An 18,729-nucleotide genomic window follows, 5' to 3' on the forward strand; every position below is an offset into this window, starting at 1 on the left:
ATTACATCATGAAAACCAATGGCCGGGTGGGAACCACCCTTTGGATTGCCGTTGCCATGCTGGCGGCATTAGGGAATGCTTATGCCCAAATAAAAGGGAAAGTGGTAACGCAAGACAACAAGCCGCTGGAAGGTGCGGCCGTTACAATGCTTCAAGCCGCCGATTCGAGTCTGGTCCAAACAGTGCTTACCGCCCGGGACGGGACTTTTTCCGTTTCCGGCCTGCAAAAGGGCACCTATTTCACGTCTGTCGCGATGCTGGGTTTTAAAAATTTCACCGGCGGCAAGTTTGACCTCGCCGACGGAAAGCCGGATATCGATTTGGGGACCATTACGTTGAGCGTCGCCGACATCCGGCTCCACGAGGTGAAAGTGACCGGGCAGAAGAACTTCGTGGAATACCAGATCGACCGCACGGTACTCAACGTCGATGCGCTGATTTCGAATGCAGGTGCCAATGTGCTGGAAGTACTGGAAAAAGCTCCCGGCGTAATGGTCGATCAGAGCGGCAGCATCAGCCTTAAGGGCCAGCCGGGCGTACTGGTGTTGATCGATAACCGCCCCACGTACCTCTCTCCGGCCGCATTGGCAGCCTACCTGCGGTCATTGCCTGCCAACTCAGTTGAGAAAATCGAGCTGATCACAAATCCTCCCGCTCGCTATGACGCAGCCGGGAGCGCGGGGATCATTCATATTAAAATGCGTAAAAACAAGGTCCATGGCCTGAATGGCAGCATTACGCTCAGTCCGGCAAGATCTAGGTACTGGCGGCATAATGAAAACATCAACCTCAATTACCGGAGCAACCGCATTAATTTCTTTACCAATGCCAGCTTCAACAGCACCGATCAGTGGCGCCGGCTCGATATCCGGCGAAGGTATTATGGCGAAAATGATGTATTACGGTCATCGTTCGACCAAACCACGCTTTTTTACCCCAAAAGCAGGACCTCCAACCTGAAAGCCGGTATCGATTTTTATGCCAATGAAAAGACTACCTGGGGCCTCGTGTACACAGGCGCATTCACACGCTCGCGCGAGCGGCGGCCTGTAAGTAGCTCGGTCAGGAACGCTACCGGCGATATCGATTCGCTCATACGCGCCGACAACAGCGACAAAAACCGCTTCCGGCAGCATGGTATCAACCTTAATTTCAGCCATCAATACGACAGCACCGGAAAGTTACTGACCTTCGACCTCGATTATATCAGCTACCGCATCCGCGCCAGGCAGACATTCGTCAACGATTTCTTCGACGGCGATCAGAACTTCAAAAAGCAGGAAAAAATTACCACCGACCTGCCTTCGTCGATTGCTATTTACTCAGCCAAAACCGATTACGAACATCCGCTGCGAAAGGGAAAACTCGGAAGCGGATTTAAAACAAGCCTTGTCCTAACCGACAATGCGGCCAATTACTTTCTGCATCAGGGCGAAAGCGTATCGACGGATTATGACAAAACCAACCGCTTTCGTTATTCCGAAAATATCAATGCGGCCTATCTGAATTTCAGCCGCGAGTTCAAAAGGCTCTCGTTGCAAACCGGCCTCCGGGCAGAAAACACGAATAGTTATGGTCACCAGCTAGGCAATGCAGTCAAGCCCGACTCGTCGTTTTCCCTGCATTATACCAGTCTCTTCCCTACCCTTTTCCTGAGTTACAAACTCGACACCAACCAGACGCACCTGAATTTCTCCTATGGCCGCAGGATTGGCCGTCCCTATTATCAGGACTTGAACCCATTCGTTTTTTTGCTGGACAAATTTTCCTACTTCGCCGGTAATCCCTACCTGAAACCTGAGCTGGGCAACAGGTTCCAGGTTTCACTCAACTATAAGCGCCGGTTCAACCTGTCGTTACTTTACAATTACACCCGGAATATGCACGGCGAAGTAATCGAGCAGGCCGGGAACATTTTCATCAGCAGAACGGGCAACATCAGCAGGTTGATCTGGGGTGGTATCACATTGTCGGCGCAGCTTAAAGCAGGCAGTTGGTGGACCTGCAGCTTTTACGCCGAACTGATCCGCAACAACTTCCGGGGCATGCCCGGCGATCCTGGCCGCACGACCGGCTCAACCTATGGCTACATTAGTCCGAACAATCAGTTTCTATTCAAAAACGGGTGGAGCGCCGAACTGAGCGGGTTCTATATCACCAGAAGCCAGAGCGCGCAGTTCGATAAGAACGACCTGTTTCTTGTCAATACGGCCGTTCAGAAAAAAGTTATGAAGGATAAGGGCATAGTCAAGCTGTCGCTTCGGGACATTTTCAGCTCGCTCGAACCGAATGGCCGCATTCTCAACATTCCCAATGCCCAGGCGACGTATTATAATGATGCCGACACACGGGTGCTCGTGGCATCGTTCACCTACAATTTTGCCAAAGGCGTTTCCGGGAAGCAAAAACGCAATGTAGGTGGCTCGGGAAGCGAAGAGCAGCGGGTAAAGAACTAGAAAGGCGAAGTTGTCACTTAGAGTAATTTGCTAAATATTAGCGCTTTACACTAAAATGACCCTTTAAATGTTCTGATTGCCTTTGCTACTTAGCTAAATCCGAAACGAACACGAAGCTCGTTCAAATCTACTTTCGGTTGAGCGTTGGGCTATTGTTCTTTATCGACCACTCAATACCCTGTCGCAGCAATTTCCTGTAATTAGGGTTTCCAAATGCCTCGGGCCCGTGACCGAGTTGTATGAAAAGTACCTCGCTCCGGCCAAAGGGATTGGTCCAGGCAATGTATTTCGAACTTCCCGGATGCGTTGTGCTCAGGAGAGGCCGGATCGTTGGCTGGGTCCCAAAGTTCCCGTATACTTCGTCAAAAATCTCAAAATCCGGGAGTCCTGTGGTCACAGGATGCGCCCGGTTTTCAATTTTAACCGGGATCACAACATCATGTTGGTAACTGGATTTCAACGTATCGCCATCGACTAACGTAGCCTTTGCGTAATACTTGCCGCCGATAATTTGCTGGAACGTATCCCAATTTTGATAGGAAACCAACGCATGATGCAGGAAGATCATCGCCTTGCCCTTTTGCAGCAGCTGCAAATAGGCCTGTTTTTGCGACGCCGTAATCGAGTCGTTCATGTCATAAAAAACCAGGGCGTCGTATTTGTTAACCGCAGGCGAAGCGATGAGTTCGTTGGCTTTCGGCTGCTCTATTTTGTCATAACTAAAATTACCCAGTGAATCCATCATGTTGTAAAACGGCACCTTCTCGAATCCGTGGCCGCCTGTGACGATAAGCAAACGTGGCTTAGGCGCAAAAATCTTAACCAGCTCCACCCGTTCCCCACGCCTGGTAGGAAAAGAAAATGTGCTGCCGGTCAGTTGTTCCGCTTTTTGTCCGTTCCGCAACAATTGTACTTTGTGTCCCGGCCACGGGTTTTCGATGGCACAAGGCCTTCCAGCTTCGCTCAGGAGCCTTACATATGCGATCTCTCCTTGCTCCAAACGACTACTTACCAAAAAAGCGCCATACGCCCGGAGCTGATCGAAACTGGCATTTTTGGTTTTGTTCCAATTCGGGAATATCCTGACTATCCCTTCGTAACTCTGCATCATCATTTCATTGATCGTCAGGGGAACTGCCGACAGCGTCTCTATCCCCCCGCCTTCCGCGGTAATCCAAAGGTTGGGTAACGACTGGCGCTTGATCCGGTCGGTGAGCTGCCGCATGATTTCATCAGCATCATATCCAACCCTGACCGCGGCCGGGAAGCAGGTTTCGATTCCATTACCGAGCGTATTTCCCCAATCTCCCGGGGCTTTCATTTTGTCTTTCCATCGGCTGATATCACCCAGCAGGATTTGGTTGAATGCGGAGTCGGTCTTGGGCCCGCACACGCCGGCCGGCAGGAGCAGCCCGTGTATGGATACCCGTGCAAGGCCTTCAACCCGGCTGTGAACCGGAGAAGGGCTGGATTCTACACCTTTCAGACTTGGCTTGCCGTCGACCTCCCCGACTGTGAATTGGCTCATGTGCGTCACAATATGTTCCCACTTTTGAACCCTGCCCGTGTCGGCTTTCAGGAACCTGCTTACGTCGATAATGCCTTTGAAAAGCATTTTTACCAATCCAACAGACAATGTGGAATTGAAATCACCCAGGAGCTGGCGCCATTGCCCCTTGTTTTTCAGGTTTGGCATTACCTCATTATAATGGTCCATGTGAATGACGTAGCGCCCGTCTTCGAATTTCAGATAATCTTCCCAGAAATTCGCGCATTCCAGCATATAAGGGTACACTTTTCGTGCGTAGGCAACATCATACGTACTGTAAAAGCGCATGAGCATATTGCCGACGCTGAACACGGCGTTGATTTTTTGTCCCAGAAACTTGTATCCGCCGTCGATGGTATTCTCCCTGGAAGCATACCGCTTCTCCATTTCATCGGGCGTCAATGGCCAACGTGTCGTAACAAGTCCCATTGGCCCGATTCCGACAGGATAATAAATGCCGCGGATGCCCAAGAGCTCCTTCGCATGGCGCTTTCCGTTTTCCATGTAATCGAGCAGGGGCTTGTCGAAATTACCGGTCTCGTCGATACGGTTCGACGAATAGGCAGCCCAATAGGGCGCCTGGTAGTTGTAATTCAGATGGTAGTCTCCACCCCATGCGGCGGAATCTTTTGTAATAAATGGCCCCCAGATGCCGGGCGCAAACTTATCCCCACGCGACGTCGCCCCGAAAAGGTACTGCGACGCATAGTAGTATTTTTCAAGAAACGGGTCCCCTATTTGTACTGCCGACTGCTTCCAGAACTTTTCCCACCAGGCGTAATGCTCCTTTTGCAGCTGATTAATAGTAGCCTGCGTCGTCCCCTTTGCAACCGCAATCGCCTTTTGTTTCCAATCTCTTGAATCGAAGTTGGTATACATGGTCACCACCAAAGTCACCTTGCTATTGGGTTTCAAGGTAATGCTACCGTCGTTTCCCGGCTTCGCTCCCAGCACTTTAACGGCCATCGCTACATGCGACGGCCATTCCAGCAGCGGCGTATTTTCAAACGAACGTGTAACCCAATGCGTGCCTCCGTCCACTCCCTTTGCATTGACCGAGGTATTTCCTTCGGCCGCCTTTAAGGTAAAATCCATTGAGCAAGCCTGGTTTGACCCGAGCTCGACAACTACCGTATTGGCGGTTGCCGACACCCAGGTTTTAATCCGAACCGTAAGACTATTTTTGGTAAACCGTCCGGTAATTTCACCTTTGTCCTGTATTTGCTCCGCATAATAGTCGGCGCCCGAAAGTGCGGGAATATGCATCTCCAACCACCCGGGCAGCGCAATACCACCGCCTGGATAAACAGGGTATGCACGCCAGAAATCATTTTTCCCGAGATAAAACAGCAGCTTATCAGGCTTCCCGCCGAGCGTCAGACCGATATCCCCGTTTCCCGCCAACGGCCCATCCGGCGTTTTGGCTGTGGGCACTTTGGCGGGCGGGCTTGTGAAGACGGCTTTATAGCGTCCGGCATATATTTCCTGCGCATTCCCGTCTTTAAAAAAACAGAGCAGGATTACGACTGAAAAGCAAATTCCCTGAATGGTTGTTGTCCGAAAAATCTCGTTCATGATTTCGTTATTAATAAGAATGCCCGGCGAAATACCGGCGCACTATCAGCGGTCGAATCTTGCGATGAAACCTCCGCCTTCGGCGAGGTCCAGCTGTATGGTACCATTTTTGTCGTAGCTTCCTTTTCCAAGGCCGACACCCGCGGGGTTGCCGTCCGCATCCCTCACTTCCGAAGCATTGAACTTGCCTTCCCCCAGGAACGCCAGGGAAATATCAATGCGCTTTGGCATAGCCCCATTCATTACTGCCAGAAACCAGCTCGTTCCGCTTCGACGCGCATACACGGCCGCCTCCCCAATCGCGGAGCCGGGTAGTATGATCGTCTCGTCCCACACGGACGGAATGCTCTTGATCATCCCGACGGCCGGGTTGGCAAGCAAATGCTCCGGACTGGCCGAGTAGGTAAGTAATGGGGCCGAGAAAATGGCGGCACTGGCGATCTGGTGCGCCCAGGTCGTGTTTTTCCGTCGCTCGCCAAAATGGACGGGCGTGTATTCCGCTTGCCCCGTTACAAAGCGGGTAAACGGTAATGTAACGTTGTGCCCGGCCCTGTCCTTCAACTTACTAGCCTCCATCCCCTTCACTGCCTCGCGGGTGAGCTCGTTGGGCCAGGTACGCTCCTGGCCGGTGGGTTTATTGGCTCCGTGAAAGTCGACCATGATTTTCAGTTCCGCCGTTTCGCGCAGAATTGACTGGTATAAATCAATTTCCTCCTTCGCCTCATGGTCGAAAAAATCGATCTTTAAGCCACTGATACCCAAATCGCGACAATGCTTAAAAAAAGCCTGACGGGTTGTTGCATCCCTGAGGTTTTTGGAATGCTCCCATAACCAGATGTGAACGCGCTTTTCGCGTGAATAGTCTACCAGGGATTTCAACTCGCTATCAGGCCATTTTTTCCAAAAGCCTTCGAGGATATTGTGCTTAAAACCGAGCTCAGATGCCTGCCGCGAGTATTCCTTCATAGTTTCCAGTGTGCCTTCGCCGCCGCCGTCAAGATATTTCCACACGGCGGCACCTGGCTGGATCCAGTCTGTTTTGATGCCCTGGGGAAATAGCTTCGGATCTGGTGGCGGGCAGAGGTTATGCACAATGTCGCTATTGACCAACGCATTCAGTCCGTTGGCGACGATCACTGTCCTCCATGGGGTGCTGACTGTCCCGGTGATGGCGGCAGGTTGAGAAAGCCTGAGCACATCCTCCGCGCTGTATCGCAACTTAAACGGGTAAGAAGTGGGCTGGCTTTGAGGCAGTCTTAATACCATGCCCCGGTTACCGTCTGTTTGAAGGGCCATCCCCCCGTAATTTTTGAGATCTGCCTCCGTCACCGACAGGTAGACCTGGCTCCCGGGCATTCGGAATGTCACGGAAGGAGCTGCCCATTGTCCGGCTTTCACGGTATCCATGTTTTTCCGGGCATATTCCCCTTCATAATGCATGTACAAGTCGTGGTACCAGCCGGTGGTCCCCGCGGGAAGCCTGAAAACAGTGGATTCGTCGGCAATGCGTTTTGCATCCGGCTTCCCGGGAACGATCAGCCGGAATGCTGCGCCATCGTTAAACACCCGTACATCAAGCGTATAATGCAATGCACCACGGCTAATGCCGATTTTTGAGCCGCTGTAATGGTTCCTGACCATCGAGTGAGCTCCGTACCATGGATATGTTTCGTCCAGCTGATAGCTATCTGCGTTGCCGATCCTCACCTTGTCGGTAATGGCTTTCGCATCCAGCGACATCCGGATTGGCGAAGCTTCGATTACGTCCCTGTTTTCGTAGGAAATTCGATAGAACAGGGAATCGCTCTTCGTAAATACATGGAACGCAACTTTTTGATCAGGACTTTTCACCGTCAGGTCGCCTGCGGCCAATAGCCGGGTGGATGCCAAAAGTATCAGCACCGTTATTCTTTGTATACCCATCATGATTCTCAGTCCTCAATAATTTTCGTTTTGTGTCCAGATCCCTTTCATGATATCCATTTGGGCCAAAGGGATTGGCAAAAGGTAGGCTTTGAATTTTCTTTTTGTTCCTTTCGCATCGTAAGCTACCTGCGGAATAACCTTTTCCGCGACCTTCCAACGCACCAGATCGTTATAACGCAACCCTTCGAAGGCAAGCTCAACCCTGCGCTCGTTTCTGATCACGTCGCGCGTGAGGGCCGGTTTGGGAGGCATTTCAACGCCCGGCCTCGCCCGAACATCGTTCAGCGCTTTCAGCGCACGTGCATCGGTCCCCTTTCCGCTTTCAAACATGGCCTCGGCATACATTAAGAGCAAGTCGGCGTAACGGATCTTCACCATATGCTGCTCGCTCAGCGTCGAGCCCGATCCGTTGTTGATCGCCGTGTTAACCCATTTCCTGAAAGCCATGCCTGTGTACGGGATTTGTCCTTCCGCAAGACTTCCGGTTTGCTTAAAGCCTGCCGGATTGTAGGCCCACGGGTCTCCTGCTTCAAAAATGGTCATTTTCCTGCGCGGGTCGTTGGGTTCATAGGCATCCCGGAGTTCGAGTGTGGGGAATACCGACATCCTCGCCCCGATAATCTGATCAAGCGAATGGTAATCGTCCGGGGCTTTGAACTGCACCGAAAACATGATCTCGCGGTTGCCGATCTGGTTTCCGAAGAAGATACCGGCATAGTTATCTGAGAGTTTGAATGGATTGGCGGCATCCCCGATCAGGCTCCATGCCGCATCGGCTGCCTCGCTGTACAGCTCATTGTTCAGCAATACCCTCGTCTTTAAAGCAATGGCCGATCCTTTTACCGCACGCCCGTCGGTATACGCAACCGCGGGCAGATACGAGATGGCGAGATCGAGATCTTTGAGGATCTGTGCTACTATCTCTGTTTTTGGCGCCCTGGGCGTTGCACGGAGATTATCGTCGAGCTCCGCCGGTTTCAGAATCAGCGGCAGGTCCCCGTAGAGTTGGGTGAGGTCATTGTAATAAAAAGCCCTCAGGAACAATGCTTCTCCTTTCATACGGTTGCGCACAGCGTCGGTAGTAGCCGTCACGCGATCGATATTGGCCAAGAAATAATTGCACGCGGCTATGCCCTGAAATCCGATGGTAAACGACTTGCTGACAATTCCCGTAGTGGCCGAATTGTGTTCCCCTCGCATCACGACATCGAACGACTCGTAATTGGAGGTATTGGAAGCATTGTCCGATAATGCCTCCCAAAAAAGAGAGTTGCCGCTCTGGGCCGGACCGTTTGAAATAATCGGCTCTTTGAGCTTGGCATAGCAGGCGATCAAAGCCTTGTTGGCTTCCGTCTCCGTCTTCCAGAAATTTTCAGAGTTGGGATTACCGAGCGGATTGGTGTCCAGCGTGTCCTGACAGGCGAACACCACCGTAGTCAACAGCAATAGAATTATATTATTTAAATATCTGGTTGTCATAACATTACTGATTAAAATGTGACTTTAACACCAAATGAATAGATCCTGGCCTGCGGATAAATAGCCGCTCTGCCGCTTGCCGCCGCCCGCTCGGGATCTATACCCTTGAAAAACTTGGTGAATGTCACCAGGTTATCTCCCGACACGTATACTCTGAGCATCTGGATCTTCACGCGGTTGATCAGTTTGGTTGGGAAGCTGTAACCCAGCTGAAAGTTCTTCAACCTCAGATAGGAAGCATCTTGGAGCCACCAGTCGGATACCTGGGTGTTAGGCGCGTAATTTTCGTTAAAGATGTGCGGTATCGTATTAGACGTTCCTTCACCGTCCCAGGCTTTTTCCCAGAATGTAGGAGGCGGCCCCGCCTGCCTGAAAGGTGCTATCCCCCACTCCTTGATGTATATTTTACGCCCTTCCACGCCTTGCAGGAAAATGCCGATGTCAAAGTTTTTGTAGTCTGCGTTAAAAGTCAACCCGTAGTTGAACTTGGGGAAGGCGCCGCCGACCACCATGCGGTCGTCCGTTGTAATCTTCCCATCCGGTACGCCGTTAGGCCCGCTGATGTCGCGGTACTTCATGTCACCGGGCTTTGGTTTCACGAGCGGGGTCGGCCCATTGTCAATTTCGCCCTGGTTTTGGTAAATGCCGTCAAAAACGTACATAAAATAGGAGTTGTAAGGCAGGCCTTCCTGCGTTACCGTGCCGTTGCCGTTGTTCACTTCACGGGCACCGAACTTCACAACCTTGTTTTTGTAGGTTTCAAAATTTCCCTGGACCTTGTAGCGGAAATCCTTAACCCTGCTTTGGTAGCCCAGTGAAATTTCAACACCTGTATTGCTCATTTCTCCCAGATTGACCGTCGGACCGGCTACACCAATAAAGTCGGGCACCTGCAAAGGCCTCAAGATGTTCGTGGTCTTTTTGGAATACCAGTCGATGCTTCCGAACACCGATGCCCTGAACAGGCCAAAATCGATCCCGACGTCGGTTACCGTCGTGGTTTCCCAGGTAATGTTGCGGTTGATGAGGTCTGTCTGCGTTACGCCTTGCTGCAATGAGCCGCCGATATTGTACACCACGGGGTTGAGCACCTGCTGATACGGGTAGGGCATGGATTCGCCGCCCAGGTTCCGGTTTACATTCTGGTTACCGACCTGTCCCCATGATACGCGCGCTTTCAGGCTTTCCAGCCAGTTGACCTGTTTCAAAAACTGCTCTTCAGAAATCCTCCATCCTGCGGAGGCCGACGGGAAAAAGCCCCATTTATTACCTTCCGGGAAGCGCGACGAACCGTCGTAACGGAAATTCCCTTCAAGCAGGTATTTCTCTCTGTAATTGTAACTCACCCGCCCGAATACCGATTGAAGCGCCCATTGATAAGCCAGACCGTCGGCCAGCTGCCCGCCTGGGGAGTATGCGCCTAGTTCCAGCAGGTCATTCGACGGCGCATTCCTTTTGAATGCCTGCAAGCGGTCGTACCGGAAGGTTTCCTGGCTCACGCCCAACAATACATTCAGGTCGTGATTTTCCCTGATTTTCTTCGTGTAATTCAAAGTACCAAACAGGGTGTACTGCACGTCATTTTCTTTCCGGACCGTCAGGTTGTTTTCGCCCACTGTACCGTTCCACTGCGTGTTGTACAAGTACTGGCCGCTGGCGTCCGGCAAAAACATATAGGCCGGAATCCCCACTACGTGCACTTTGGTTTGCCGGTCGTTGAATTTCACAGCGCCTTTGATCTGCCCTTTTAAACCCGGGAAAATATTCACATCTAAAAATGCCGATGCCAGCGCGTAATAGTTCCTGACGTACCTGCCGCCGTTTTCAGCGAGTGCGACCGGGTTTTTGTTGCCGCCTTCCTGTATATAGGCTTTGGCAGCATAACGGCCACTTCCATCGGGCAGCTTCGGCGTAAATGTAGGGTGCGCTGCCAATGCACTGAGAATCTGGTCTTCGGTCGAATTCCCGTCGAAAACGGTATTCAACGCAGTTTCATTCCGATCTCCTTTCGAAAAGGCCAGGTTGGTCCCAAACGTAATTTTTTTGTTAAGACTTGTCTTGAAATTGAACTGCGCATCGTAGCGCTTGTAGCCGGTAGCGATCAGGATCCCGTCCTGATTGAGGTAACCTGCCCCGAAATTATAGGTCGTGTTTTCCTTTCCGCCGTTTACGCTCAGGTAATGCTGCTGCATGGGGGAAGTCCGGAAAATAGCGTCCATCCAGTCGTAGCTCGGGTACTGGGCAGGGTTTGTAATGCTTCCCTGGCGGTATTCTTCAATTTGTGCGGGCGTATAGAGCTGGTTCGCATTTGTTCCCGTGTGGGCGATGGCCTTGTTGAGCAGCTCCATAAACTGCACCGAGTTTGTTATCCTGTCATAGACGGAAGTGGCTTTTTGGCTGCCGAAGTTGTAGCTGTAATCGACGTTTAACCTCCCGGCCGTACCGGTTTTGGTGGTTACCAGTATAACCCCGTTCGCGGCGCGCGAACCGTAAATAGCCGCCGATGCCGCATCTTTTAATACAGAAATGCTTTCGATCTGATTAGGGTTGACGTTGTTCAGGTTACCCTCCACCCCATCGATCAATATGAGCGGATCATTCCCCGCCCCGCTGAAAGTACCCTGCCCGCGGATTTGTATACTGGCGTTTTCAGCACCCGGCTGCCCCGAGTTCTGGGTCACTTGCACGCCGGGCATTCTTCCCTGTAACAGCGAAGTGGTATTGGGCGCTTGCCGGGTGGTCAGCTCGGAGCCTGTCACATTGCTAACGGCGCCGGTCAGATTCACTTTTTTCTGGGTACCGTAGCCCACCACCACTACCTCTTCCAAAGCCTTTTCGTCCGTCGCCAGCACGACGTCGAGCACTTCGCGCTTGCCAACTTCCAGCTCCTGAGCCACGTAGCCCACAAAGCTGAATATGAGCACCGGATTATCTTCCTGGAAATCCAGATTATAATTCCCGTTCTGATCCGTAATCGTCCCGTGACTGGTCCCCTTGATGATCACGCTTACGCCCGGCAAGCCCACACCATCCTTGTCGGCCACCTTGCCCCTGACCGGAGCCTTCGTTTTGGGCTCGGGGATCAGTACCTCGCGTTCGGTCAGGATAATATTTCTGCCCTCCTGCCGGAACACGATATGGGTTCGGTCGAGGATCAATTCCAGCGTTTTCTGAACCGTCCTCGGCTCCCTTTGGAGCGTTATGTTGTCGAACGGCGAGACGGCCTTCGAAAGGTAGAAGATATTGTACCCCGATTCCTGTTGCAGCTTTTGAAGCGCTTCCCTTAAAGAAGACTTTTCCAAACCAATTGTTACATTGGCTTCCCTAATATCTTGCGCACCGCTCACACCCGCCAGCAGCAGTTGGCTTGCTATGATGAGAAGGCCGATACCATAAACGCTGATCTTCATTAAATTGCAAAGATATCGGCACAAGATACCTTGCCGGCCGGGCACAGTTCTTCTGCCTACGGATATAGGTTTTTTCATATATTTGTATTGTCTAGAAATTTGTTTTGCGAATTTTCTATTCAAAGCTCCCTATTGCTGTCCAAGGCCGGGGAGCTTTTTTATGGGATCACCGGGCAGCTACGGAGCCCGGCCGGGATGGTTGGCGTTTTGTTTCATAAGAGTTTAGTTATCAGTCAATTCAGCGGCAGCCTTCTCCACTTAACACCAGTTCGCCGCCTTCCAGGGCATATTTTGTATTGCTGGTCAGGGTCAGTACCTTAAAGACTTCTTCCAGGGTTTCCGTCCCTGAAAACCGGCCGGTTATCAGGCAGTTTTGCAATTGCGTATTTTGAAAAGATATTCTTACACCATAACGTTTTGCCAGCATTTCCGCCAGCTCCCCGAATGGCATTTCCTGAAACACCATATCGGCCTGCACCCAGGCGGTAAGCTCTTGCGACTTCACAACTTTTTCGTCCGCAATGGTCGTGTGGGTGTTGTAAGTCATCTGCTCGTTCGCAGTCAGCAAACTCGTGTGCTTACCTCCGTCGTCCACCCTTACTTTCCCCCTGGTGACCGTTACCACCACCTCACTTTCGGAGGGCAGGGATTTAATGCTAAATGCAGTCCCGAGAACCGTAGTACTGATTTTCCCCGTCTTGATCACAAAAGGAACAGGCTTGCGGCCACTGGCATTTAGATGCACCACATCAAAATAAGCCTCCCCTGTCAGCGACACCTCCCGGGTTTTGTTGTTAAAATCCCGACCGTATTCAATCCGCGTGTCGCCATGCAGCACGACCCGGCTGCCATCCGGGAGTACGACAAATTTCGTCTGGCCTTTCACCGACCGGTGCGTTACCATTCTGGCGATTGAAAGCTTGACTCCGGGATGCTGTTGTTCCCTTAGAACGAAGAAAATCCAGCCCAACCCAATCAGGATCACAACTGCCGCCGCCATACGCCAGAATATCCCGGACCAGAGCGGCCGAGACCTGGCTGGTTGAGAATTAATGCGTTTGGCTATGTTTCCTTTCATTCTTTCATGCACGCCGGCGAGCTCTTCTGCCGACACTTCGGATAAATGATCCGGTTTGCCTGCAAAGAGCTCATAGTATTTCTCGATCATGTCCGTTTCTTCCTCATCGGCACCCCCTTTGAGGTACTTCGCGACGATCGACCTGAACTTATTCCTATTTCCGCTTGACATGTTTATAAAACGCTGCTTATTTACCAGTGAAGAATGTCCCTGAAAAGTCCCAGGCCGACCTCAGATTTTTTACAAAAAATTTTAATGCAGGCAGACCCGGCTCGTGGAAAGGCTATGGGCGAAGCAACAAAATGATGACGATAAGGAGCCTTCCGATACTCTCGCGAAGGCTTTGTTGGGAAGTATTAAGCTGGTTTTGTACGGTTTTTCTCGATATATCGAGCTGCTCGGCAATTTCGATTGTGGAAAGTCCTTCAAGAAACCGTAATCTGAAAATTTCCCGGCGCTTTTCGGGCTGTGTTTCCAGCCATTGATGGATGCTTGTGAGCAGCTCATCCCTCAGAAAATTGGAATCGGCATTATCGGTAGAAAACGCCATATAATCGAGCGGCTCCTCGAAAGCCGGTAAATTCTTCCGTTTGTGATAAACAGCAAATACCTGGTACCGTACCGCCCCCAGCAAATATCCCCGGAGGTTTTCGATCCGTCTGCTGGCCCTTTTGTGCCATAGATCAACGAATATGTCCTGTACAATCTCCTCACTGTCCGAAGAGTCATTGATCCTTTTGAACGCTTCATTATAAAGTTTTCTCCAGTAACGCTCATAAATCGAATCAAATGCAGCTTCGGATCCGTCTGTCAACAGGGTCGCCAACTCATCATCCGTTGCCTTCTCGAGGGTATTCATGCCAGGTATGTCCAGATACAGAAGCAAAAATAACAAAAAAATAAAGAAGTAATGTCCTATTTTCTTTTGTCACGAAACTCCGCCGACGGAATAGCCGGAATAGAAAATACGCCCCAATTACTACCGATTAACAATATACGTTTTACTCGGTAAACAAATCCTCCGTGGGCAACTGGCTGCTGCGCGCTCTATCGAAACGGTATAAGTAAGGCGCTTTGTTGGCAGCGCCGGTGTACTTCTTTTCCAGCCGGTCGAGAACGTTCAGGCGCAAAATGCGTTTGGGAAAGTTGTTTTGAGCGAAGCGCTTTTCAAATATGGCTTCATAGAGGTCCTGGATTTCCTGCATGGTAAAGGTTTCAGGAAGCAGATTGAATGCATTCAATTTCTGGTCGATCGTGAGCCTGAGCGTTGCCAGCGCATTGGCCACGATCTGGTTATGGTCCATGATCATAGGCGGCAACTCCCCGATGGGATACCACTCAATAGACACGTCGAGGTCCGTCTTTTGCGGAATTACCTGATTCATGTCTACCAGGGCGTAATAACCGATGGATATAAAACGACGGGTGAACCAATCATAATCCATCCGGCTACGTTGCCCTTCGGCTAGCGGGTCACTAAACAAGTCGCTATTCTGACCGATCATCCGGTCGAGGAACTCCCGGCTGTTCCGGTTCGCCTTTCCCATTACCTGAAACTGTTCCAGGTACACGTCCTTTATGCCCGTACGTTCGTAAAGGATGCGCCTGGCCGCGTCGTCCGTGTCCTCGTCCTGGTACACAAACCCGCCGGGCAAGCCCCAAAAATCTCCTTTAAAAGCAAGCTTTGGCACCAAAACCCTCAGCTGCCGGTCCTGGTACCCCAGGATGACACATTCGACAGAAACCTGTTCGATGTAATTTTTATCACTTACTGATTCCATATTGTTTTTCATTTCTTGATACAGGCAGTCTGCTCACAAAGGGTGCCGCCGGGAACGACCGAAAGATACAGATTTAATTTATTATCTGATCATGTAGAGAATAACTGCCGATTTTCGGTTCAGCGGCCCAATGTTGCTAAACGGATGTCCCGGCAGCGGCCCCTTCAAACCAATAAAACGAAGACTATCAAGACATTATGTAGACGACAAGTAACTAAGACGGATCGCGATGCGCCGCGTTCAAATCCGAAACACAGTCAAAAAATTTATTATCTATTCATGTAGATAATAATAATATTTTTCTTTTACATTTGTGGAGTTATATATGATCACATATTGACGCATTGAAGTAATCAGCTACCAGTCACTCCATTACAGAGTGGCTGGTGTTTTTAAACGCCATTGAATTTTTGTTTGAAAAGCCGCCAGCGCCAAGGGGTACTGTGCCTGGTACCGGCTTGCCCGATTTGTACATTATAACCGATTAACAGATGAACAGACAATTCTACCTTCCCCGGCCTGAAAATGTATTTCGGCCGCTCTTTGGACTTGTGCTCCTATTCATGATCAGTTGCCAGATTGCGTTAGCCCAGTCGTCGGTCCACGGAAAGGTGGCAGATGGAAAGGGAGAGTCCCTGTTGGGCGTCAGTGTAAAGGTGAAAGGTTCGGTCCAGGGTACGGTTACCGATGGCTCGGGGAATTACGAGCTTTCTAACCTAGACCGGTCCGCGACGCTTGTATTCAGTTTTATTGGCTTCTTACCCAAAGAGGTAGTCATTGGTTCTCAGTCCGTTATCAATGTGCAGCTCATGGAAAGCCCGGCCAATCTGGAAGAAGTGATTGTTACCGGTGTATTCGATAAGCGAAGCCGGATGGAGTCCTCGGTGGCGATATCGGTGCTTCCTGCCAAGCTTATTCAGTTGCAGGTGCCCTTGAGTGCAGCCGATCTTTTGAAAAATGTACCCGGTGTATATGTCAACTCATCGCTGGGCGAAATCCGTAACACGGTCAGTTCCAGAGGCGTAAACGTAGGCGGGAACGACGTCTCCAATGGCTATTACTATGTTTCGATGCAGGAGGACGGACTGCCGGTAACAAATGCAACTTACGGCAACTATGGCCCGGATTTCTTTCTGCGGCCCGACCTTACCCTGGGCAAACTGGAAGCGGTTCGGGGCGGTACGGCGTCGATTCTGGGCAACAATGCTCCGGGAGGCATCTTTAACTATGTTTCCAAAACAGGTGGCCAGACATTCGAAGCGCAGGCGCGGGTGAAGTTCGGGCTGGAAGGCAACGGCCGGAATCCCTATTACCGGGCAGACGCTAATATCGGCGGCCCGCTGACGAGCGATAAAACGCTCACCTTTAATATGGGCGGGTTCTGGCGGCAAAATAATGGTGCCCGCTACCCCGGATATCCCATGAACAACGGCGGGCAGATCAAAGCCAATGTCGCGAAACACTTCAAAAAAGGCTCCATGAAATTATACGCCAAATACCTGAACGACCACAATTCCTGGTTTGAACAGTTGCCGACAGTTGATTTCAAAAACCCTCATCTGGCACCGGGCGTCAAGCAAACCAGCTCGGTATTGATCCCGCCGGTGTCGGCCCAATACACCATCAATGACAGCGGCGAGCAGGGCACCTTCGATTCGCGGGACAAGATCCACTCTAAAGACCTGGCAATCGGGCTCAATTTCGACCACAGCTTCGGGAAGGGATGGACGCTTGAAAACAAGGTTCGCTACGCCTACAAAACGTCCTATTGGAACACGACATCGATCCCCTACCCATTTGCAATCGACAATGTGACGTTCTACGGGGTAAATAGCCTGGCGGGTAAATTGGGCACTTATTCGTTCCGTGATCTGGCCACCGGCACCGAACTGGCCAATGTTACGCAAGGCATCAATTTCGTAAACGGGGCGCCGGCGGGCCTCAAATTCACCGTTAACAGCAGCAATTTACCCGGGGCGGAGGTTCAGAAGAACTCCCTGCTGTTCAACCCTTTGATCGTGTTTGATAACCGTGTAAAGGAAACCATCGACCAGGTCACGCTGACCAAACGGCTGAGCCACATGAGTTTTACAGGCGGCCTTTACTACGCGCATGCCGGTGTAAAGCGGCTTAATCCTAATGGCGTAGGCAGCATGTTTGGGCTCATGGGAAGCGCCCGTCCGCAACCAACGGCGATTGTCTACACCGACCTCCAAGGAAAAGTATATCAGGTTACCAATCCCGAGGGTACAACAGGCGGTTCCGGCAGGAGCGTAGCTACCAATATCTTTGATCTCACGCAAAATCAACTCGCCGGTTTCTTCGGACATACATGGGAAATATCCGGCAAACTGAATTTTGACTGGGGGATTCGCTTTGAACGTATAAGGGTGAGAGGTAGCAACCAGATCGCGTCCGCGACGACTTCCACCGACGGCGGAACGGACAAAAATCCCCTGACATTATACGACAACATGGGCGGAGCCGTGACTTCGACATTGGATTATAACAAAACGGTCAAGACCATTTCCTATTCAACCGGCCTTAATTACAAGTTCAATGACCAGCTGGCCGTATACGCCCGCTATTCACAGGGCCGCAAAGCGCCTGATCTTGGCATTTATCTCAACGTTCAGTCGTCGGTCAACGCCAGTTATCTCAATCCGATTGCGCAAAGCACACAGCAGTATGAAGTGGGTTTCAAAGCAAAACAGGATCGGTTCTCGCTTTTCGTTACCCCGTTTTACAGTCTGCTGGGCAAAGTCCCGCAGCAGGCCCTCGGCCAGGAATCGGCCGAGCTCACCTCCACCTACACGACTGCTGTTCTCTACAACAAGTTCAAAACGGTCGGAGTTGAAGTGGAAGGGACTTATAATCTGACCAAACAACTGAGTGTCCGCGCAGTCGCGACATTCCAGAAATCAACAGCTGTCGATTTCAATACCTGGGTGCTGAACGGTAACGGCAAGGCCGATGATCAGATTCAAAGCTACTCGGGCAACGAAACCGATTATTCGCCCCGCCAGATCCTGCGCATTTCCCCAACCTACACCTCCGATAAAGTCTACGGTTCGATCGACTGGTCGTATACAGGCAGGCGGGCAGGTAATGTGGCCAACGTATTTTATCTCCCCGGTTTTGACCAGACCAACCTGAACCTGGGCTATAACGTTTCACGCAGGTTACAGATTCAGGCTAATGTCAACAACGTGTTCAATCAAAACGGCATCATGGGCTGGTCGGCACCGGGCGGGTTTCCGGCGTCGCTCAATACGCAGGGCTTCACGAAGGCCCAAATGGAAGGCAATCCCAATGCGGTATTTTTCACGCTAAGCCTACCTCCGAGAGCCTATTTCCTGACGGCAACTTACACCTTCTGACCGAGTACCAATGCATTCACCGATGATAACCGCGCAAGGTCCATACTACCGGACCGGTGCCGATTGACCATCCACTTTACCATCATGTCATTCAT

The 18,729-nt window shown here is 51.1% G+C and carries 9 protein-coding genes; 2 read left to right on the top strand and 7 right to left on the bottom strand.

The features are described 5' to 3' along the window. Nucleotides 1–8 precede the first annotated feature (8 nt). Nucleotides 9–2,456, top strand: coding sequence for a TonB-dependent receptor domain-containing protein (locus IEY24_RS10755; protein WP_188931506.1), 2,448 nt, complete (start codon nt 9–11; stop codon nt 2,454–2,456). A 127-nt stretch (nt 2,457–2,583) separates the two neighbouring features. Here the strand turns inward: IEY24_RS10755 and IEY24_RS32770 are convergent, their stop codons facing one another. From IEY24_RS32770 to IEY24_RS10790, 7 genes are all read right to left on the bottom strand, one after another. After that, a complete protein-coding gene (locus IEY24_RS32770) occupies nt 2,584–5,580 on the bottom strand; it encodes a ThuA domain-containing protein (protein WP_229221849.1) in 2,997 nt (998 codons plus the stop codon). Nucleotides 5,581–5,625: 45 nt separating this feature from the next. Next, nucleotides 5,626–7,506 carry a glycoside hydrolase family 97 protein gene (locus tag IEY24_RS10765; protein WP_188931510.1) on the bottom strand — a complete coding sequence of 627 codons (1,881 nt, stop codon included), beginning with the start codon at nt 7,504–7,506 and terminating at the stop codon, nt 5,626–5,628. 12 nt (nt 7,507–7,518) lie between these two features. Next, entirely contained in the window at nt 7,519–8,985 is a 1,467-nt protein-coding gene (locus IEY24_RS10770; RefSeq protein WP_188931511.1) for a RagB/SusD family nutrient uptake outer membrane protein, read from the bottom strand. 11 nt (nt 8,986–8,996) lie between these two features. Continuing rightward, a complete protein-coding gene (locus tag IEY24_RS10775; protein WP_188931513.1) occupies nt 8,997–12,395 on the bottom strand; it encodes a SusC/RagA family TonB-linked outer membrane protein in 3,399 nt (1,132 codons plus the stop codon). A gap of 238 nt (nt 12,396–12,633) precedes the next feature. Next, nucleotides 12,634–13,644, bottom strand: a complete 1,011-nt coding sequence (locus IEY24_RS10780; protein ID WP_188931515.1) for a FecR family protein — start codon at nt 13,642–13,644, stop codon at nt 12,634–12,636. A gap of 112 nt (nt 13,645–13,756) precedes the next feature. Beyond that, the gene (locus tag IEY24_RS10785; RefSeq protein ID WP_188931517.1) at nt 13,757–14,332 is read right to left on the bottom strand and encodes an RNA polymerase sigma factor; all 576 of its coding nucleotides are present in this window, start codon (nt 14,330–14,332) and stop codon (nt 13,757–13,759) included. Between the two features lie 142 nt (nt 14,333–14,474). Beyond that, on the bottom strand, nt 14,475–15,254 hold the full coding sequence (locus IEY24_RS10790) for an NUDIX hydrolase (protein WP_188931519.1): 780 nt from the start codon (nt 15,252–15,254) through the stop codon (nt 14,475–14,477). Between the two features lie 491 nt (nt 15,255–15,745). Here IEY24_RS10790 and IEY24_RS10795 point away from each other — a divergent pair, with 491 nt between their 5' ends. After that, nucleotides 15,746–18,634, top strand: coding sequence for a TonB-dependent receptor (locus tag IEY24_RS10795; RefSeq protein WP_188931521.1), 2,889 nt, complete (start codon nt 15,746–15,748; stop codon nt 18,632–18,634). The last annotated feature ends 95 nt before the right edge of the window (nt 18,635–18,729 follow it).

It is taken from the genome of Dyadobacter endophyticus, from assembly GCF_014641595.1.
In the GTDB taxonomy this organism is placed as follows: Bacteria; Bacteroidota; Bacteroidia; order Cytophagales; family Spirosomataceae; genus Dyadobacter; species Dyadobacter endophyticus.